At 64.3% G+C, this 19,286-nt stretch carries 15 protein-coding genes and 1 pseudogene; 7 read left to right on the forward strand and 9 right to left on the reverse strand.

The window, feature by feature from the left end; translation table 11 throughout:
• Positions 1-426: 426 nt before the first annotated feature.
• Positions 427-987: a pentapeptide repeat-containing protein gene (locus tag NCT03_RS34010; protein WP_502800342.1), complete on the reverse strand. Its 561-nt coding sequence runs from the start codon at positions 985-987 to the stop codon at positions 427-429.
• On the opposite strand from NCT03_RS34010, the pseudogene NCT03_RS02430 reads away from it, so the two are divergent.
• Positions 906-3,545 (forward strand): annotated as a pseudogene (locus tag NCT03_RS02430) (M48 family metalloprotease); the annotation flags it as partial. The gene NCT03_RS34010 and the pseudogene NCT03_RS02430 sit on opposite strands and share 82 nt — an antisense overlap.
• 78 nt (positions 3,546-3,623) lie before the next feature.
• On the opposite strand, the gene NCT03_RS02435 reads toward NCT03_RS02430, so the two are convergent.
• From NCT03_RS02435 to NCT03_RS02460, 6 genes are all read right to left on the reverse strand, one after another.
• A complete protein-coding gene (locus NCT03_RS02435; RefSeq protein ID WP_250491839.1) occupies positions 3,624-4,220 on the reverse strand; it encodes a DUF2946 family protein in 597 nt (198 codons plus the stop codon).
• A complete protein-coding gene (locus NCT03_RS02440) occupies positions 4,213-5,295 on the reverse strand; it encodes a YheT family hydrolase (RefSeq protein WP_244827141.1) in 1,083 nt (360 codons plus the stop codon). The genes NCT03_RS02435 and NCT03_RS02440 overlap by 8 nt, the downstream gene beginning before the upstream one ends.
• Positions 5,296-5,350: 55 nt before the next feature.
• Positions 5,351-5,794, reverse strand: coding sequence for a nuclear transport factor 2 family protein (locus NCT03_RS02445; RefSeq protein WP_244827142.1), 444 nt, complete (start codon positions 5,792-5,794; stop codon positions 5,351-5,353).
• Between the two features lie 180 nt (positions 5,795-5,974).
• Positions 5,975-7,051 carry a lipopolysaccharide heptosyltransferase II gene (gene waaF / locus NCT03_RS02450; RefSeq protein WP_244827143.1) on the reverse strand — a complete coding sequence of 359 codons (1,077 nt, stop codon included), beginning with the start codon at positions 7,049-7,051 and terminating at the stop codon, positions 5,975-5,977.
• Between the two features lie 170 nt (positions 7,052-7,221).
• A complete protein-coding gene (locus NCT03_RS02455; RefSeq protein ID WP_244827144.1) occupies positions 7,222-7,416 on the reverse strand; it encodes a zinc-finger domain-containing protein in 195 nt (64 codons plus the stop codon).
• 78 nt (positions 7,417-7,494) lie between these two features.
• Complete coding sequence (locus NCT03_RS02460; RefSeq protein WP_244827145.1) at positions 7,495-8,415, reverse strand: branched-chain amino acid transaminase; 921 nt, start codon at positions 8,413-8,415, stop codon at positions 7,495-7,497.
• Between the two features lie 667 nt (positions 8,416-9,082).
• On the opposite strand from NCT03_RS02460, the gene NCT03_RS02465 reads away from it, so the two are divergent.
• From NCT03_RS02465 to NCT03_RS02490, 6 genes are all read left to right on the forward strand, one after another.
• Positions 9,083-10,273 (forward strand): phosphoglycerate kinase, encoded by a 1,191-nt coding sequence (locus NCT03_RS02465; RefSeq protein ID WP_250491840.1) that lies wholly within the window; start codon positions 9,083-9,085, stop codon positions 10,271-10,273.
• A 343-nt stretch (positions 10,274-10,616) separates the two neighbouring features.
• The gene (gene pyk / locus NCT03_RS02470; protein ID WP_502800343.1) at positions 10,617-12,125 is read left to right on the forward strand and encodes a pyruvate kinase; all 1,509 of its coding nucleotides are present in this window, start codon (positions 10,617-10,619) and stop codon (positions 12,123-12,125) included.
• A gap of 180 nt (positions 12,126-12,305) precedes the next feature.
• Positions 12,306-13,196 carry a phosphoribosylaminoimidazolesuccinocarboxamide synthase gene (locus tag NCT03_RS02475; RefSeq protein WP_244827147.1) on the forward strand — a complete coding sequence of 297 codons (891 nt, stop codon included), beginning with the start codon at positions 12,306-12,308 and terminating at the stop codon, positions 13,194-13,196.
• A gap of 72 nt (positions 13,197-13,268) precedes the next feature.
• Positions 13,269-13,790: a 5-(carboxyamino)imidazole ribonucleotide mutase gene (purE, locus tag NCT03_RS02480; RefSeq protein ID WP_244827148.1), complete on the forward strand. Its 522-nt coding sequence runs from the start codon at positions 13,269-13,271 to the stop codon at positions 13,788-13,790.
• Between the two features lie 102 nt (positions 13,791-13,892).
• The gene (locus NCT03_RS02485; protein WP_244827149.1) at positions 13,893-15,080 is read left to right on the forward strand and encodes a 5-(carboxyamino)imidazole ribonucleotide synthase; all 1,188 of its coding nucleotides are present in this window, start codon (positions 13,893-13,895) and stop codon (positions 15,078-15,080) included.
• 21 nt (positions 15,081-15,101) lie between these two features.
• The gene (locus NCT03_RS02490; RefSeq protein WP_250491841.1) at positions 15,102-16,139 is read left to right on the forward strand and encodes an L-threonylcarbamoyladenylate synthase; all 1,038 of its coding nucleotides are present in this window, start codon (positions 15,102-15,104) and stop codon (positions 16,137-16,139) included.
• A 105-nt stretch (positions 16,140-16,244) separates the two neighbouring features.
• Here NCT03_RS02490 and NCT03_RS02495 read toward each other — a convergent pair whose 3' ends face one another.
• Both NCT03_RS02495 and dacB read right to left on the reverse strand, forming a co-directional pair.
• Complete coding sequence (locus NCT03_RS02495) at positions 16,245-17,354, reverse strand: SGNH/GDSL hydrolase family protein (RefSeq protein ID WP_250491842.1); 1,110 nt, start codon at positions 17,352-17,354, stop codon at positions 16,245-16,247.
• Between the two features lie 299 nt (positions 17,355-17,653).
• Entirely contained in the window at positions 17,654-19,261 is a 1,608-nt protein-coding gene (gene dacB, locus NCT03_RS02500) for a D-alanyl-D-alanine carboxypeptidase/D-alanyl-D-alanine endopeptidase (protein ID WP_250491866.1), read from the reverse strand.
• Positions 19,262-19,286: the final 25 nt, after the last annotated feature.

A 19,286-nucleotide genomic window follows, 5' to 3' on the forward strand; every position in this document is an offset into this window, starting at 1 on the left:
CCCGCGCTCCTGACACGCTTGTCCGGCAATGAACTTAAGCCAAAAGGCGACATCTCTACTTGGCAGAAACACGACATTTGAACTTGGGACCTACAACACTTGATACGATAAGCCCGTTTTCGTCATCAAGCTGACCGGCTCGCCGACGCCGGTTTCGCGCCATGAATCTGACACGTTCGAGCCGTGCGCTCATTTTCGTGCTGTGCCTGAGTCTCGCCATGCCGCCCGTTGCGTTGGCGCAGGTCGGCGCGTCCGTGGCTCGCGCGGATGATTCGGCGAAGGCGGGCGCAAGGGGCGCTGCAAAGGCGACCGCCGCGAACGTGACCGCGACCGCCGCGAACGTGACCGCGACCGCCGCAAACGCGACCGCCGCGAACGTGACCGCCGCAAATGCGACCGCCGCCAATGCGATCACCGCAAATGCGATCACCGCAAATGCGACCACCGCAAATGCGACCACCGCAAATGCGACCGCCGCAAATGCGACCGCCGCAAATGCGACCACCGCAAATGCGACCACCGCAAATACGATCGCCTTAAACGCGACCACCGCAAACTCTGCCACCACAAACGCGCCCACCGCAACCGCGCCCACTGCAAACGCGATCGCCTTAAACGCGACCACCGCAAACTCTGCCACCACAAACGCGCCCACCGCAACCGCGCCCACCGCAAACGCGCCCACCACAAACGCGCCCACCACAAACGCGCCCACCGCCACCGCCACCGCCACCGCAACCGCAACCGCAACCGCAACCGCAACCGCAACCGCAACCGCAACCGCAACCGCAACCGCGCCCAAGGCAACCGCGACCACCACCGTCCCCGCCTCACCCCCCGCCAACCTGGCCGACGGCGTCTTCGGCGTCTACGGCGGCGCCGAAAGCCGCTTCGCCAATCGGCCTGGCGAAATGAGCGGCCTGCGTGCGCCCTTGTCCTCGGTGCAGCTTCCCGATCTCGGCGATGGCTCCGGCGGCACGCTTTCACCGCAAGCCGAACGCACGCTCGGCGAACGGATGATGCGCGAAGTCCGCGCCGACCCCGACTATCTCGACGACTGGCTGATGCGCGATTACCTCGATTCCATCGCCACCAAGCTCTCCGCCGCCGCCGCGACGCAGTACCTCGGTGGCTATCGGCCGGACTTCGACCTGTTCGCCGTGCGCGATCCGCAAATCAACGCGTTCTCGATGCCCGGCGGTTTCATCGGCGTGAACACGGGGCTGATTTCCGCGACGCAGACCGAGTCGGAACTGGCGTCGGTCATCGGTCACGAGATGGGGCACGTGCTGCAGCGGCACATCGCGCGCATGATCGGCGCGCAGAAAAAGAGCGGCTATGCCGCGCTCGCTGCCATGCTCGCCGGCTTGCTCGCTGGCGTGATGGCGCGCAGCGGCGATCTCGGCATGGGTATCGCGATGGGCGGGCAGGCGTTCGCCGTCGACAATCAGCTCAAATTTTCGCGCGCGGCGGAACACGAAGCGGACCGCGTCGGCTTTCAGATGCTCGCCGCCGCCGGCTACGACCCCTACGCGATGACCGCGTTTTTCGCGCGTCTGGACCGCCTGACGATGTCCGACAACGGCGTGCCGCCTTATGCGCGCACGCATCCGCTGACCGTCGAGCGCATCGCCGATATGGAGGATCGTGCGCGGCGCGTGCCGTATCGGCAGCCGCGTCAGTCGCCCGAATACGCGTTCGTGCGGGCGCGCGCGCGGGTGTTGCAGGTCAATTATGCGAGTGATTATCGCGAGGTCGCGAGCCGGCTGAAGACCGAGATCAACGATCAGACCGCGCTCAATCCGGCGGCGAACTGGTATGGCGTCGCGCTCGCGCAGTCGCTGCTCGGCGATTACGACGCCGCCAACGATGCGCTCGCGAAGTCGCGCCGTCTGTTCGAAGGCGAGGAGGCGAATGCGGCGGTGGCATCGGCGCAGGCGCGGCAGGAGTTGAAGAGTATCGGCGGCGCGGATGCGGCTAGCGGCGCACGGGGTTCGAAAGCGCAGCGTGGGGCGGCATCGTCGGCGAAGGCGGCTGCTTCCGTCGATGCCGGGTTGAATCTCGCTGCCAACGGCGTGAGATCCGCACAGACGAGGCATATGCCTGCCGTCACCGATGCAAGGACGAATGGCGTCGCGTTATCGGAAGGTATGTCTTCGCTGCTCGGCAGTAGTGCGCACGATGTGCTGAGCTTTTCGGGGAGCGGCAATCGCGCGAGTAATCCGAACAATCCGCTCAACGTCAAGAGCGCGGCCAACACAGGCAGCGCAACGCTGGCGAACGGCGGGAAGGGCACGAACGGCGGGAACGGCGGGAACGGCGGGAACGGCGGGAACGGCGGGAACGGCGGGAACGGCGGGAACGGCGGGAACGGCGGGAACAATTCGCTCAACGTCAAGAACGCGGTCAACACAGGCGGCGCGACGCTGGCGAACGGCACGAGCAGCACTAACAACGCAAACAACGCAAACAGCGCAAACAGCGCAAACAGCGCGAACAGCGCGAACAAGTCGCTCAACGTCAAGAACGCGGTCAGCACAGGCGGCGCGACGCTGGCGAACGGCACGAGCAGCACGAACAACGCAAACAGCGCAAACAACGCAAACAGCGCAAACAACGCAAACAACGCAAACAACGCAAACAACGCAAACAACGCAAACAACGCAAACAACGCAAACAACGCAAACAGCGCGAACGGCGCGAACGGCGCGAACGGCGGGCACGGCACGAACAATTCGCTTAACGTCAAGAACGCGGTCAGCACAGGCGGCGCGACGCTGGCGAACGGCACGAGCAGCACGAACAACACAAACAACGCAAACAACCCAAACGCAAAAAGCCCGAAAACCGCAAACGTCTCAACCGCAGAGAAAGATTCGTCGAGCCACCAAAACAACCCATCCGAGACGAAGCGCGCGGGCGCTGCGACAACCACCGACGCGAACAGCAACTCCCGCCACACGACCGCATCCAACACCCCGACCTTGAAGAACACGATCCCGCTTCCGCCGGTCCACGTCACGAGCACCTCGATCCCGCGCCAGAGCCCACAACCCGCCGCGCCACCGCAGCCGCCAGCGCCCGCAACACCCCGCAGCACACCTAGCCTCGACGTACTAGCCGCCGATATCGCCCGTCGCGCCGGCCGTAACGACGACGCCATCCGCCTCGCGGAAATAGCGCAGAAGCGCTGGCCGGACTCGCACGCGGCAATCGATATCCATCTGCAAGCCTTGCTGTCGGCGCACCGCTACGCCGATGCCCAATCGCTCGCGCGCCAGGAAACGCGCGCCGACCCGTTACGCCCCGACTGGTGGCTCTATCTCGCGCAGGCGAGCGCGGGCCTCAACGACCCGCTGAGCCAGCATCAGGCGATGGCCGAGAAATTCGCGCTCGACGGCGCATGGCCATCCGCGATTCGGCAGCTAAAGGAAGCGCGCGACCTGAAAACCGCGAGTTTCTACGATCTCTCGACGATCTCCGCGCGTTTGCGCGATTTCGAAACGCGCTACAAGGAGGAGCGCGAGGAGGAGAAAAACAGCTGAACGGCGGCGCGCCGCGGTTAGCTCTGAGCGAGCGCTCGACCCTGCCACGACCGTACACGATCCGTGCGCCGATAACCTCTAACCCCGCACGCCAATAGCCCGCGCAGCCGGACTCGCGACAAAGCCAAAACGCGCCGCGACATCCGACCGTCTGATCGTCTGCAAGGGAAGATCAATGCTGTCGCGCCAATGAAACACGCCACCGTGCTCGGGCGAAGCAGCCTCATCCAGCGAAGCATGATCCGCCAGCACCTCCAGATCATGATCGTGCAAAGCGGCCACGCGAGCCGGCGAGGAAGCATCGGCGAACAACACACCGCCTTCATCGTCGATCCACGCCTGTTCCGGCTCGAACGCCGCGCCCGCCTGATCGGTCAGTTGCAACGAACCATCCGCCGATACATCGAGCCGCACGATCCACGGCGTATAAGCCAACTCCACATACACGCGCTGCGGACCGTTCTGGAAGAACCACTGACCCTCGTCGTCGCGCTCGTAATTGCGGTTGATGAAGCCGATCAGCGCCTCATGCCGGATGGGACTGCCGAGTTCGCCCGCGGCTTGCGCGGCATCGTCGCGCATGCGCCACTGGCCGCGTCGGTCGAGCAGAAGCCAGCCCGTGCAATGCGGCACGTTCGGCCATTTGGCAAGCGCCTGCCTGACGATGTCATCCATGAGCGACGAAGTTCTCCAAATAGCCGAACACACGCTGCGACAACCAGTCGATCCGCCCTGGAAACGGCCCCGTCATGAAGCCAACATGTCCGCCGTGGTTCGGCTGATCGAGCGTGACGCGCGACGACACTTCCGCCTGCGACGGCAACGCGAACTCGGGCAGGAACGGATCGTTACGCGCGTTCAGGATAAGCGCGGGCGCCGCGATGCGGTTCAGATGCGCGCGCGTGGTCGCGGTCGACCAATAGTGGTTGGTATCGCGAAAGCCGTGCAGCGGCGCGGTCACGACGTTGTCGAACTCGTACAGCGTGCGCGCGGCGAGCACGGCGTCGCGGTCGTAAAGGCCGGGAAACTGTCCGAGCTTCGCAAGCGCCTTGCGCTTGAGCGACTTCAAAAAGCTGCGTGTGTAGATCATGCCGAAGCCTTGCGAGATCGCTGCGCCGCCCGCGTGAACATCGAGCGGAGCGGAGATGGCGGCCGCCGCGCTGATGATCGACGAAGCCTCGGCGCCGCGGTCGCACAGCCAGTGCAGCAGCACATTGCCGCCCAGCGAGACGCCCGCCGCCACGATCGGCCCCGCGTGATTGGCGCGCAGGCGTCGCAGAATCCAGTCGACTTCGGCGCTGTCGGCGAGATGGTAAAAACGCGGCAGCAGATTGAGCGCTCCGCTACACGTGCGAAAGTGCGGAACGACGCCGTGCCAGCCGCGCGCTTGAGCGGCGGCCATCATCGTGCGGGCGTAGTGGGAGTCCGAACTGCCTTCGAGGCCGTGAAACAGCACGAAGAGCGGGGCGTCGGCGGGTGCTTCGTCGGCTACCCAGTCGAGATCGATGAAGTCGCCATCCGGCGTGGTCCAGCGTTCGCGCCGGTATTGCACCGCCGGCTTGCGCCCGAAGAGCGCCGGCACGATGGTCTGCGCGTGGCTCGTCGGCAGCCAGCGCGGCGCGTTGTAGAGCCAGTCCGCAACCGGCGCGCCGAGCGTTCGCCCGGCTGCCTGCACGCTTTCCTTAAGCGCCGCTGCGGGCCCCGTATCCACGAATGACGAATCGTGTTTCAACAAAGGATCGCGCTTCATGGCCACTCCCCGACATACGTCTTCTTAGTGCTGCTCTGCAACCGGGCCGCATTTTTTAGTGCAGCGGCCCCTGACCGTGGCGCATCTTGACCGCGAACTGGCCGGCTGTTTCCATCGGCATCTCGCTCGCGTGAATGTGCGCGATTTTCCATTCGCCGCGTTCGTGGACCATCACGTAAGTCGTGAACACCATGCGCGGCGCCACCGTTCCCGCTGGCTGATGCGCCTCCGCGATCGCATACACGACGGTGCCGAGACTGTCGTACACGCGGATATCGAGCGGCTCGATGGTCACCGCCTGCGCTTCGAACTGCTTGCCGATCCCGGCGCGGATGCTCGGCAGACCATGCAGATGCGTGCCGTCCGCGCAGATGCACGTGGCGAATTCCTCGTCGATCCACAACGACATCACGCTGTCGATGCTGGCGTCCGCGACAGCCTGGTAATAAGCGTTGAGGGTGTCGGCTGCGGCTTCGAAGAGGCGGGCAAAACGTGGCATGGCTCGTGGGTCTCAGGCTTTCGTTACGGCGCGCGCCCGTAGTGCCGGACTAGCGCCGCATCGGTCATTGGTCAAAGCATGCCCCCGTTCGGAGGCATTCGCGTGTGAGCGCCCGCACACTTGGGTCGATGCCGTCGGAGGACCGCTAGCGGATGTCGCAGCGGATCAATCTTCGAGATATCAACGATGCGCGAGCAGCATGCCGCGCAAGTCGCCGAAAACCTGTTCGGCGGAAAGTTCGCGAAGGCAGTTCAGATGGCCGAGCGGACACTCGCGGGCAAAGCACGGACTGCATTCAAGATGCAGCCATTGTACCTTTGCGAGATCGGACAAGGGCGGCGTGTGGCGCGGGTCGGTCGAGCCGTACACCGCGACGAGCGGCCGTCGCATGGCCGCCGCGACGTGCATGAGGCCGGAATCGTTGGTGACCACCGCGCTCGCTCGCGCGATCAACGCGCATGCTTCGCCGAGCGATGTCTGGCCGCACAGGTTGCGCACATTCGGTGCGCGGGCGGCGATGGCATCGGCGACGGCGGAATCTTTATTCGATCCCAGCGCGATGATCCGCGCATACGGAAACGACTGCGCGACGAACTGCGCCAGCGACGCAAAATGCTCCGGCGGCCAGCGCTTGGCGGGACCATACTCCGCGCCGGGACAAAACACGACGAGCGGCGTGCGCGTATCGAGATTGAAGCGCGCCGACACGCGCGCGGACTCGTTCGGATCGTTTTCCAGGCGCGGCACGGGCAGCGTTGGCGCGGGATTTTCGATGCCTTCGGGCTGCGGTTGCGCGAACTTGTCGACGAACGGCAGCTTCGCGCCCGGCGCATAAGCGAGCGCGGCGTAGTGCACGGTCATCGGCGGACGCTCGGTCTTTGGCGGATTGGCATGCCGCACGTTGAGCAGACCGTAACGGCTTTCGCCCTTGTAACCGATGCGCAGCCGGATGCCCGCCATCCAGGGCAGCAGCGCGGATTTCGCGGAATTGGGCAGCACGTAGGCGGCGTCGTAGCCGACATCGCGCAGGTCGCTCGCCAGTTGCCAGCGGCGCAGCAGTTGCAGCTTGCCGTGGGCGAGGTCGGTGGCGTAGACGTCGTGAATTTCCGGCATGCGTTCGAGCACGGGCGCGACCCACGAGGGCGCGACGGCATCGATCACGATGCGCGGATGCAGCTTTCTCAACAGCGTGAAAAGCGGCTGCGCCATGAGTGCGTCACCGATCCAGTTCGGTGCTATTACCAGCGCGCGGCGCATCAGTCGTTTTCCGATCTCAAAATATACGCGGCTCGCGGCTTATGGCGAGTCGTCGGTTGATGTGGGTGAGAGGCTTGAGCGCGCAATGTGTGATTGCGATTTCGCGCATTGGACGAAGGCCGAAGCGGGGCACGAGGCGTGGCTTCGGCCTTCCGTAAGAGGGCTGCTGCTCAATGCCCCTTGATGACTTCGCCGTCTTTCAGCTTGTAGCGCGTGCCGCAATACGGGCAACGCGCTTCGCCGTGCGTGATGTCGATAAACACGCGCGGATGCGTGCTCCAGCGCTGCATCTTCGGATTCGGACAGAACGCGGGCAGGTCCTTGGCCGACAGTTCAACCAGCGGCATTTCCTTCAGGTCGCTCATTGCAATCTCTTTTGAATGACTTGTGTTGCGTGCGGGGACACGGCGGGACGCTTGAAACCTCGCCCGCCGCAGCTTGCATTAAACCTTGGCGAGCCAGCTTGCGTACTTCTCGTTCTTGCCGCCGACCACGTCGAAGAATGCGCTTTGCAGCTTCTCCGTGACGGGACCGCGCGCGCCCGAGCCAATGGTGCGGTTGTCGAGTTCGCGAATGGGCGTGACTTCGGCGGCCGTGCCGGTGAAGAACGCTTCGTCGCAGGTGTAGACCTCGTCGCGCGTGATGCGCTTTTCGATCACCGGAATGCCGAAGTCGCGCGCCAGCGTGATGACCGTGTCGCGCGTGATGCCGTCGAGGCACGAAGCCAGGTCCGGCGTGTACAGCTTGCCGTTGTTGACGAGGAAGAAGTTCTCGCCGGAGCCTTCGGAGACATAGCCGTCCACGTCGAGCAGAAGGGCTTCGTCGTAGCCGTCGGTGATGGCTTCCTGATTCGCGAGGATGGAGTTCACGTACCAGCCGGAGGCCTTGGCGCGCACCATCGACACGTTGACGTGATGGCGCGTGAACGACGAAGTCTTGACGCGGATACCCTTCGCGATGCCGTCTTCGCCCAAATACGCGCCCCACGGCCACGCAGCAATGGCCACGTGAATGGTGTTGCCCTTGGCCGACACGCCGAGCTTTTCCGAGCCGACCCAGATGATCGGGCGGATATAGCAGGATTCGAGCTTGTTCTCGCGCACGACTTCGAGCTGCGCGGCTTCGATGGTGGCCTGGTCGAACGGCACTTCCATCTGGAAGATCTTGGCCGAATTGAAGAGACGCTTGGTGTGTTCCTTCAGGCGGAAAATGGCCGTGCCTTGTGACGTCTTGTATGCGCGCACGCCTTCGAACACGCCCATGCCGTAGTGCAAGGTATGGGTCAGAACGTGGATATTGGCGTCACGCCAGTCGACCAGCTTGCCATCCATCCAGATCTTGCCGTCGCGGTCGGCCATTGACATACGGTTCTCCTAGCTGTCTCGTTCAGTGAATGCGGGGCTTGGCGCCTTAGTTCGGCATGAGTGCGGCGCTGGCCGAAAGGCGGCGAAAGACCGTTATTTTAGCGTGATTTCGCGACGGAACCGATCTCGAAGCGGCTTTCACGACGCTATAATTTCCCTTTCGCCGCCAAGTTGCCGGCAAAGTTTCCTTTCGTCGCGGTATTGCGCGCGGATTACGCGCGGGATCGAAACCAGCGTGGAGCCAGCGCCCGGCGCATCGGTTGGAAGCGGCCAAATACGCGTCATCATGGATTGGCCGCTAAAAGCATCCGGTGCTATCGGTTAAAATGCTGGTCTTTCCTGTTGCATCAAGCGAGGTCGAGAGTGTGTCCGGCAGTCACCGCGCAACGGTTCCCAAGCTCACCGCCTCAACGGAGCGCGCCCGGCATGTGCTTGTACTTGAGCGCCGCCGCCTGTCTGTTCCTTCGATCTCCTGCTTTCCCGGTTCCTCGTATTGCCTGTTTTGCCCGCGCGTTCGGCCCGCTCGCGCGGCCTTCGCCTCCGGCATGATCCGCGTGTCGTTGCCACGGCTAAAAGAAGTCCTCGAAGTCACGCGGCCACCCCACGAACCGGCCGGCACAAGCCGGTCTTCCTCGCCCGAACCGCTTTTCTACCTACGTTGACTCCCATGACGAAAGTATTGCGTTTCACCGACCTCATCTCCGAAGGCAAAGTCTCCGGCAAGCGTGTGTTCATCCGCGCGGATCTGAACGTGCCGCAAGACGATGCCGGCAACATCACCGAAGACACGCGCGTGCGCGCCTCGGTGCCGGCCATCAAAGCCGCGCTCGATGCAGGCGCTGCCGTAATGGTCACGTCCCATCTGGGCCGCCCGACCGAAGGCCAGTTCAAGCCGGAAGACTCGCTCGCGCCCGTCGCGAAGCGTCTGTCCGAATTGCTCGGCCGCGACGTGCCGCTCGTCGCGAACTGGGTCGATGGCGTCGAGGTTCAGCCGGGCAACGTCGTGCTGCTCGAAAATTGCCGCTGCAACAAGGGCGAGAAGAAGAACGACGATGGCCTCGCGCAAAAGCTCGCGAAACTCTGCGACATCTATGTGAACGACGCCTTCGGCACCGCGCATCGCGCGGAAGCAACCACGCACGGCATCGCGAAGTACGCGCCGGTCGCGTGCGCGGGCCCGCTGCTCGCCGCCGAACTCGATGCGCTCGGCAAGGCGCTCGGCAACCCGAAGCGTCCGCTCGTCGCCATCGTCGCCGGGTCGAAGGTTTCGACCAAGCTGACCATCCTGAAGTCGCTGGCGGAGAAGGTGGATCAACTGATCGTCGGCGGCGGTATCGCCAACACGTTCATGCTGGCCTCGGGCCTGAAAATCGGCAAGTCGCTCGCCGAAGCCGATCTCGTCGACGAAGCGAAGGAAATCATCGATCAGGCGCGCACGCGCGGCGCATCGGTGCCTATTCCGAGCGATGTCGTCACCGCGAAGGAATTCGCCGCGACCGCGAAAGCCGAAACCAAGCCCGTCGCGGATGTGTCCGACGACGACCTGATCCTCGATATTGGTCCGGACACCGCGAAGGCGCTCGCCGCGCAACTGGAAACGGCGGGCACGATCGTGTGGAACGGCCCCGTCGGCGTATTCGAGTTCGACCAGTTCGGCAACGGCACGAAGACGCTGGCGCAGGCCATTGCCAGTTCGTCGGCATTCTCCATCGCGGGCGGCGGCGACACGCTCGCGGCCATCGCGAAGTACAACATTCACGACAAGGTGAGCTACATCTCGACCGGCGGCGGCGCGTTCCTCGAATTCCTGGAAGGCAAGACGCTGCCCGCGGTCGAAGTGCTCGAGTCGCGGGCTTAAGGTCTTGACGACCCGAGGAGATCCGGCGAAGGCAGGCAAGAAGGGCGCGCAGGAAGCCGGCGGCGCGCAAAAAGACGGAATCAGAAACGTAGTGGCGGGCGGGGCATCGGGCGACGAGCTCGACGCCGCCGCGCTCGCGGCGCGGGCCATTGCCGAAGCGGCTCAGAACACCGAGCCGTCGTCCGGCGAAGCCCGCGCGCAGAATCAGCAACCGAGGCAGAACGAAGACGCGGCATCGCCGGCACCAACGGCGGCGCCCGTCATCATCGGCGGCTTGCCCGCTCATGCAATCAAGCAAATCGATAAAGCGACGCCGGCACGATCCGGCGCGCGCGCGCAACCGGTGAGCAACACCTCACCGTCGGCGCAACGTGCTCGCAGCGTCACGGGCGGTCCTACAGAGACGAGGAATTCCATGCATCGCGCTACCAAAATTGTTGCCACCATCGGTCCGGCATCGAGCAGTCCCGAGATCCTGCTGCAGATGATGCAAGCGGGGCTCGACGTCGTTCGCTTCAACTTTTCGCACGGCACCGCCGACGATCATCGCCAGCGCGCCGAATGGGTGCGCGAGGCCGCGCGCCAGACGGGCCGCGAAGTCGCCATCATGGCCGACCTGCAAGGCCCGAAAATCCGCGTCGGCAAGTTCGAGAACAACAAGACGATGCTCGTCGCGGGCAACAGTTTCGTGCTCGACGCCAATTGCGAACTCGGCAACAACGAGCGCTGCGGACTCGACTACAAAGACCTGCCGCGCGATTTGCGCGCCGGCGACGTGCTCCTGCTGAACGACGGCCTGATTGTCCTCGACGTCACGCGCGTGATCGGCGAAGAGATTCACACGGTCGTGAAGGTCGGCGGCGAGTTGTCGAACAACAAGGGCATCAACCGGCAGGGCGGCGGACTCACGGCGCCGGCGCTGACCGAGAAGGACATGGAGGACATCAAGACGGCGATGTCGCTCGGCGCGGATTTCGTCGCGGTGTCGTTCCCGAAAAACGCGACGGACATGGAAATGGCGCGTCAACTCGCGAACATCGCGGGCGCGCCTTACGGCATCAAGCCGAAGATGATCGCGAAGATCGAGCGCGCCGAAGCCATTCCGGCGCTGCAAGGCATTCTCGATGCGTCGGACGGCATCATGGTCGCGCGCGGCGATCTCGCGGTGGAGGTGGGCAACGCGGCCGTGCCCGCGCTGCAAAAGCGCATGATCCGCATGGGGCGCGAGTCGAACAAGCTCGTCATCACCGCCACGCAGATGATGGAATCCATGATCCACGCGCCCGTGCCGACCCGCGCGGAAGTGTCGGACGTGGCCAACGCCGTGCTCGACGGCACCGACGCCGTGATGCTTTCGGCCGAAACCGCGGCGGGCAAGTATCCGGTGACGACCATCGAGACGATGGCGGCCGTTTGCGTCGAAGCCGAGAAGTCGGAAGAGTCGCAACTAGACCGCGATTTCCTCGACCGCACGTTCACGCGCATCGACCAGTCCATCGCCATGGGCGCGCTGTTCACGGCGTTCCATCTCGGCGCGAAGGCGGTCGTGGCGCTGACCGAATCCGGTTCGACCGCGCTGTGGATGTCGCGTCACTGGACGCATGTGCCGATCTTCGCGCTAACGCCACGCGTGGCGAGCGAGCGCACGATGTCGCTGTATCGCAATGTCACGCCGTTGCATCTCGATACCAACATGGACCGCGACGACGCGCTCAATCAGGCGCTGGAAGTGGTCGTGTCGAAGGGATACGCGGCGCGCGGCGACATGGTCGTGCTCACCGTCGGTGAGCCGATGGGCGCGGCGGGCGGCACCAACACGCTGAAGATCGTGCGCGTCGGCGATCATTTCTGAGCGCGCGCAAGCAAAAAAACGCTCTCGGATGAGCGCGAATTCAGCCTGATCCGAGCCAGGCGTTATTTGTAAAGTAAAATCAACGGGTTCCGGCGACGGGACCCGTTCCCATTTCTTTTCGCCGCTCACGGCAACTTGAGCGGCGGTCAACATTTCTCCGTACCTCTTCGGACCATGACGATGTCCACGCTATACGAATCCACGATCAAATCGCTGCCGCTGCTCGGCCGCGGCAAGGTTCGCGACAACTATGCCGTCGGTCAGGACAAGCTCCTGATCGTTACGACCGACCGCCTCTCCGCATTCGACGTCGTCATGGGCGAGCCGATTCCGAACAAGGGCCGAGTGCTCAATCAGATGGCCGACTTCTGGTTCGAGAAGCTCGGTCATATCGTGCCGAATCACAATACGGGTATCGATCCGGCGAGCGTCGTCGCGCCGGACGAGGTGGCGCAGGTGACCGGCCGCGCGGTCGTGGTGAAGCGTCTCGAACCGATTTTGGTGGAAGCGGTCGTGCGCGGCTATCTCGCGGGCAGCGGCTGGAAGGACTATCAAGCGACGGGCGCGGTCTGCGGCGTGGAATTGCCGCCCGGCCTGCAAAACGCGCAGAAGTTGCCCGAGCCCATTTTCACGCCCGCCGCGAAGGCCGAAATGGGCCATCACGACGAGAACATCACGTACGACGACATGGAACGGCGCATCGGCACCGAACTGTCGGCCACCATCCGCCGCATTTCCATTCAGTTGTACAAGGAAGCCGCCGAGTATGCGGCGACGCGCGGCATCATCATCGCGGATACCAAGTTCGAGTTCGGCCTCGACAACAAGGGCGAGCTGTTTCTGATGGACGAAGTGCTCACCGCCGACTCCTCGCGCTTCTGGCCGGCCGACGGCTATCAGGTCGGCACGAACCCCCCGTCGTTCGACAAGCAGTTCGTGCGCGACTGGCTCGAAACGCAGCCGTGGAAGAAGGAACCGCCCGCGCCGAAGCTGCCCGACGAAGTCGTCGCCAAGACCGCCGAGAAGTATCAGGAAGCGTTGCAGCGCCTGACCGGGCAGACGCTCGCGTAACACCCGTATCGCGCGCGGTCATTTGGAAGAGATGACGGCGCGCCCGAACCAACGCCCAAGGAAAGCAGCTAAATGAGCGAAGTACAGACCGGAGCGCATTCGCACGATGCGCCGCTCGTCGGCGTGTTGATGGGTTCCAGCTCCGACTGGGACGTCATGAAGCACGCCGTCGCGATCTTGCAGGAATTCGGCGTGCCTTATGAAGCGAAGGTGGTGTCCGCGCATCGCATGCCGGACGAGATGTTCGGTTATGCCGAAAGCGCGCGCGCGCGCGGCGTGCAGGCGATCATCGCGGGCGCGGGCGGCGCGGCGCATCTGCCGGGCATGCTGGCCGCCAAGACCACGGTGCCGGTGCTCGGCGTGCCGGTGGCGAGCAAGTATCTGAAGGGCGTGGATTCGCTGCATTCCATCGTGCAGATGCCCAAGGGCGTGCCGGTCGCGACCTTCGCCATCGGCGAGGCGGGCGCGGCGAACGCGGCGCTCTTCGCGGTGTCCATTCTGAGCGTGACCAATGCGCGTTACGCCGAAGCGCTGGCCGCGTTCCGTGTGAAGCAGAACCAGGCCGCGCGCGATATGGCGCTGCCTCCGCTCTGAAGCGTTGAAACGTCGAAGCTTTGAAGTGCGATGCCGCGCGCCCAGTTGCGCGGCGTCTGGAAATCAAACCAGCAAATCAGTCCCGGCAAGCCCCAGCCCACGATGAACCCAAACAAATCCCCGAACTCACCCATCCTGCCCGGCGCGTGGCTCGGCATGGTCGGCGGCGGCCAGCTCGGCCGCATGTTCTGCTTTGCCGCGCAGTCGATGGGTTACCGCGTCGCCGTGCTCGATCCTGACCAGACGAGTCCGGCGGGCGCGGTCGCTGATCGGCACATCCGCGCCGGTTACGAAGACAAGGCCGCGCTCACCGAACTCGGCCGCTTGTGCGCGGCGGTTTCCACGGAGTTCGAGAACGTGCCGTCGGCAAGTCTCGAATTCCTCGCTTCGTGCACGTTCGTGAGCCCGGCGGCGAGTTGCGTGGCAATTGCGCAGGATCGCGTCGCGGAGAAGCGGTTTATCGCCGAGGCGGGCGTGCCGGTCGCGCCGCACGTGGTGATCGAATCGCCGGAAGCGCTTGCAGCGTTGTCGGACGAGAAGATCGCGGCGGTGCTGCCCGGCATTCTCAAGACCGCGCGCCTTGGCTATGACGGCAAGGGACAGGTGAGCGTGCGCAACGTGCAGGAAGTGCGGAACGCGTATGGCTCGCTTTCGGGCGTGCCGTGCGTGCTCGAAAAACGCATGCCGTTGAAGTACGAAGTGTCCGTGCTGATCGCGCGTGGCGGCGACGGCAAGTCGGCCGTGTTCCCGCTTGCGCAGAATTCGCATGTCGGCGGCATTCTGGCAAAGACCGTCGTGCCCGCGCCCGATGCGCCCGCCGCGCTCGTCGCGCAGGCGCAGGATTCGGCGTTGACCATCGCGGCAAAGCTGGGCTATGTCGGCGTGTTGTGCGTCGAATTCTTCGTGCTGGAAGACGGAACCCTCATCGCCAATGAAATGGCGCCGCGTCCGCACAATTCCGGCCATTACACGGTCGATGCCTGCGCCACGAGCCAGTTCGAACAGCAAGTCCGCGCGATGACCGGCATGCCGCTCGGCGATACGCGCCAGCATTCACCAGCCGCAATGCTGAATCTGCTCGGCGATATCTGGTTCAACGGCGACAAGCAACGCGCTCCCGCCTGGACCGACGTCGTGGCAATGCCGGCTGCGCGCCTGCATCTGTACGGCAAGGAAGAAGCGCGCCATGGCCGCAAGATGGGCCACATCAACTTCACGGCGGCGACGCTGGAAGAGGCGCGCACGGCGGCGCGCGACTGTGCGCGCATGCTGCATATCGCGCTCGATTGAAAGACTTGAAGCAGTACGGCAATGACCATCATCCATCCGAGCGCCGCGCAGATCGACGAAGCAGCGGCCCTGCTCGACGCAGGCGAACTCGTCGCGTTTCCGACTGAAACGGTCTACGGCCTCGGCGGCGATGCCGAGAATCCCGAAGCCATCGCGCGCATCTATGCCGCGAAGGGCAGGCCGGCAAATCATCCGGTGATCGTGCATCTCGCGCCCGAAGCCGATCCAGGCTATTGGGTAAGCGCGTTGCCGGCGGATGCACAAAAGCTCATCGACGCCTTCTGGCCCGGACCCTTGACGCTCATCCTCAAGCGCGCGGAGCATATTCCGGCGGCGGTGAGCGGCGGGCAGGATTCGGTGGGCATTCGTTGCCCTTCGCATCCGGTGGCGCAGCGGCTGTTGTCGGCGTTTCACGCTTTACGCAGCGGAACGGGCAAGCAAGGCGGCGTGGCGGGGCCTTCGGCGAATCGCTTCGGACACGTGAGTCCAACGAGCGCACAACATGTTCGCGATGAATTCGGCGCGAGCGTTCATGTGCTCGATGGCGGGACGGCGCAAGTGGGAATCGAATCGACGATTCTGGATTTGTCGCGCGGCTTTCCCGCTTTGTTGCGGCCGGGACACGTGAGTCCGCGGCAGATCGCGGATGTGATCGGCGTCGCGCCGAGATTGCCGGATGGAACGGATGCCACCGCGCCGCGTGCCTCGGGCACGCTGAAGGCGCATTACGCGCCGAGGACGCCGCTCGCGTTGCTGCCTTTCGCGGCGATCGAACCGATCCTCGTTGCGGCCCGTGCCAATGCGCGCGACAAGAAAATCGCGCTGGTGGCGCGTGCGTCGAGCGCAGGCGATTGGGCGCGCGATTCCGGCGTGCACTTCGTGGCTGCACCTGAAGACCCGCAGAGTTACGCGCGGGAGTTGTATGGCTTGCTGCGGGCGCTGGATCGGGCGAATGTCGAACGCATTCTCATCGAGAAGCTGCCGGAATCGATCGAGTGGATCGCGGTGAATGACCGGCTGGGAAGAGCGGCGGCGGCATTCGAAGGGGAAGGCGCTTAGCTCGCTCATGTTCGCTTCGACAGCGACGCGAAGGATTGTCCACGGCAAAAAGAAACCGCCCGGAAGACCATCTCCGGGCGGCTCGCCGACTTCCAATAAACCGGACTACTTACCCAACCCCGCCGCCGCGACCTTTTGCTCGGCTGTCTGCGCATACAGCGCATGCAGATGCGTCGTCGGGTGCACGGTGTCCGCGTACATATAAAGTTGATCCGCGTTGGCCACCGTGTAGTTCTGCGGCGAGCAGAAAAGCGAGGTGGCGAATGCTTGCGGATTCGGCTCGCCGAAAGCCGCTGCTGCCGCGGCCATCGCCTGCAGATTGCACGCCGTGCCGGTATTCGACACCGTGAATCCGAACTGCCCGAAGTTGGCCGTGATATTGGCGAGCGCCGGCACGATATCCAGATAAATCACCTTCGACATCAGGCCCGATTGCGTCAACGCGGCGGCAAGCGCCTGATTGAAGCCAAGCGATGCCTGCGTCAGCAGCGCCTTGACGGCCGCGTTGCTCATCATGCCCTGCGGCGTGGTGCCGATATCCGGTACGTTCGACACCAGCACGTGCGTCGCGCCATGCTGCAGCACCGAGCCGATGACGCCCGCCAGATCGATCGCCGATTGCACGATCGCGGTGGTCGCCTGCGCTGGCGTCATCTGTCCTGCCTGCACGGCCGTGAGGTTGTACAGAATATCGTTCGCGCCGCCATTGACGATGACGAGCTGATTCGAATTGAAGCTACCGTGCGACGCCAGATAGTTCGTCACCTGTTGCGCCACCGGCACCGTCAGCGCGCCCGTGTAATTGGCCGGATCGGTCGTCGCATGACTCACGCCGATAGGATTGGTCACGCGCGATCCGCCCTGCGCGTAGCCGAGCCCCGATTGCGCCTGGGGCGGCGTGCCGAAGCCACCGGTCATCGCGGGCGTGAGCGTGTCGCCGTAGTATTGCGCGACATCCTGAACCCACACCTGACCGGGATTCGTCGTGAAGCGGCCGCCGCCGAAGTTCGCCGCCGCCACCGGCGCGTAGGTACCGACGTCGGAGAGGCTATCGCCGAAAGAGACGACTTGCAGTTTGACACCGCCCGGCGGCAACGAATCGTTGTTGTCGTCGCCACCGCCGCCGCACGCGGCAATCAGGGCGAAAGCGGCGCTCGCCGTGGCGATTCGGGCGTAGCGCACCAGGGCGGCGCGCGTCGAGAGTTGCTTCTTCATGGACCTCGTCTCCAATTTTCGGTGTTATCTGTTTGAATCCGCAGCGCGTGTGCCTTGTGTTGGCCCGCGTGTCTGTCTGCGTTTCGTCCGGCGTGCGCCTCGATACGCGCGTGCGCTCGAACGAATTGTGCATCACGAAGGTGGTCGAGTCATCCTTCCGTCATGCGTGCCCGACAGCGTACACGGCGCGCGTGCAAGCGCGGGCGGTCTTCGTAGAAGAAATCTTCGGTCCGCCTTGCCGGGCGCGGGTTTGGCTCAATTGCGTCGCGCCTGCCTCCTATGCTTGGCGCAACGCGCGTTCAGTCTTCGATGCCCGGCTTGCGCGCGCCTTCGTACACCCATTCGAGGAGCGCGTCGTGCGCGGCGCGTGCTGCCTCGGCGCGCGGATCGTTGATGAAGCTCACCACGACATAACTCTCTCCATTGGCCGCGCCGACGTAGCCCGCGATCGCCCGGACATCGCGCAAGGTGCCGGTCTTGATGTGCGCATTGCCGAACGCGCCCGCGTTGGTCAGGCGGTTGCGCATGGTGCCGTCCACGCCGGCAATGGGCAGCGATTCGACGAACACCTGCGCGACCGGACTCGCGTTCGCCGCTTGCAGAAGGTCGGCGAGCGAGAGCGCGGAGATGGTTTCGTCGCGCGAGAGTCCGGAGCCGTTGTCGAGCACGAGACCGGCCATTGGCAGGGCGCTTTTCTTGAGAAACGTCTGGATGGCCTGCGAGGATTTGGCGGTCGTAGCGGGCGGTTTCAGTTGCGCCGCGCCGATGGTCAGAAACAGATTTCGCGCCATCACGTTGTTACTGAACTTGTTGATGTCGCGCACGATATCCGACAGCACCGGGCTGCGATGCGTGCCGACGAGCCGCGCCGACGAAGGCGTCGGGCCTTCGCGCGTGGCGCCCTGAAACGTGCCGCCCGCCTGCTTCCACAGCGCGAGGAAGCCGCCTGCGAAGAACGTCGAATGGTCGAGCGCGGCGACGTTGATGGTGCGCGAGCCGCAGCGCAACGGATAGTCGCCGATGAACGACGCCTGCACGAAGCCGCCCTGCGTCTGCGCCACGCTCGGCGATGCGGACGGCAACGTGCCCGCACACGCGCCGCGCGTCACGCGCAATTCGTTGTCGATCTGCAGTTGCGCCAGTTGCGGCAATACGTCGATGGATACCTGCCCGTCCGGATTCGGCGTGAGCGTGAAGGTAAGCGACTTGAACGCGTAGAGCAACGGATCGGGACCGACGTTGTAGGGCGCGGCATCGTCGTTATCGAACGCGGGCAGATCGCGCGTGGAGGCGTCGAAATAGCGCTTGTCGAGCACGAGCGCGCCATCGATTCCCGTGATGCCGTTCTTGCGTATCTGATCGACGAGATCGATCAGTTCTTCCGGCACGAGCTTCGGGTCGCCCGTGCCCTGAATGTAGAGATTGCCGTGCAGCACGCCTTGTGCGTCGACATCGCCATCGGCGTAGGCGGTGGTTTTCCAGCGATAGTCGGGGCCGAGCAGCGAGAGGCCCGAGTAAGTCGTGACGAGCTTCATCGTCGATGCGGGGAGCATCGGCCGGTCCGCGTTGATCGTGACGAGCGGCACGGGCGCGCCGATACGTTGCACGACTACGCTCATCGACGAAAGCGGGATGTGCGCGTGAGCGAGCGCCGCCATGACCGGCGCGGGCAGTGGCCCGGCGGGCACGCGTTCTCGTGCGGCGAGGGCTTTCTCGGCCCTGGACGCCTTGCCTGCGCGTTTTGCCTTCGCGCCGCCATGCGCCGCGCGCTCGGGCGCCTGCGCTTGCGATTCGGACTTCGAGCCGCCACGCGCTTGTGCTTCGGGCATGTGAGCGATGACGGCAAAGCCGATTGCGGCGGCGAGTGCAAACGACGAACAGCGAGAAACGAGCGAGACAAGCGGCATGGGCGTGCTTTTGGTGTTGTTAGGC

The sequence above is a fragment of the Caballeronia sp. GAWG1-1 genome (assembly GCF_023631465.1).
In the GTDB taxonomy this organism is placed as follows: domain Bacteria; phylum Pseudomonadota; class Gammaproteobacteria; order Burkholderiales; family Burkholderiaceae; genus Caballeronia.

Excerpts from the sequence above, each read along its gene's own strand:
- NCT03_RS02435 (WP_250491839.1), bottom strand. The coding sequence starts at position 4,220 with ATGGATGACATCGTCAGGCAGGCGCTTGCCAAATGGCCGAACGTGCCG.
- NCT03_RS02440 (WP_244827141.1), bottom strand. The coding sequence starts at position 5,295 with ATGAAGCGCGATCCTTTGTTGAAACACGATTCGTCATTCGTGGATACG.
- NCT03_RS02445 (WP_244827142.1), bottom strand. The coding sequence starts at position 5,794 with ATGCCACGTTTTGCCCGCCTCTTCGAAGCCGCAGCCGACACCCTCAAC.
- waaF (WP_244827143.1), bottom strand. The coding sequence starts at position 7,051 with ATGCGCCGCGCGCTGGTAATAGCACCGAACTGGATCGGTGACGCACTC.
- NCT03_RS02455 (WP_244827144.1), bottom strand. The coding sequence starts at position 7,416 with ATGAGCGACCTGAAGGAAATGCCGCTGGTTGAACTGTCGGCCAAGGAC.
- NCT03_RS02460 (WP_244827145.1), bottom strand. The coding sequence starts at position 8,415 with ATGTCAATGGCCGACCGCGACGGCAAGATCTGGATGGATGGCAAGCTG.
- NCT03_RS02465 (WP_250491840.1), top strand. The coding sequence starts at position 9,083 with ATGACGAAAGTATTGCGTTTCACCGACCTCATCTCCGAAGGCAAAGTC.
- NCT03_RS02475 (WP_244827147.1), top strand. The coding sequence starts at position 12,306 with ATGTCCACGCTATACGAATCCACGATCAAATCGCTGCCGCTGCTCGGC.
- purE (WP_244827148.1), top strand. The coding sequence starts at position 13,269 with ATGAGCGAAGTACAGACCGGAGCGCATTCGCACGATGCGCCGCTCGTC.
- NCT03_RS02485 (WP_244827149.1), top strand. The coding sequence starts at position 13,893 with ATGAACCCAAACAAATCCCCGAACTCACCCATCCTGCCCGGCGCGTGG.
- NCT03_RS02490 (WP_250491841.1), top strand. The coding sequence starts at position 15,102 with ATGACCATCATCCATCCGAGCGCCGCGCAGATCGACGAAGCAGCGGCC.
- NCT03_RS02495 (WP_250491842.1), bottom strand. The coding sequence starts at position 17,354 with ATGAAGAAGCAACTCTCGACGCGCGCCGCCCTGGTGCGCTACGCCCGA.
- dacB (WP_250491866.1), bottom strand. The coding sequence starts at position 19,261 with ATGCCGCTTGTCTCGCTCGTTTCTCGCTGTTCGTCGTTTGCACTCGCC.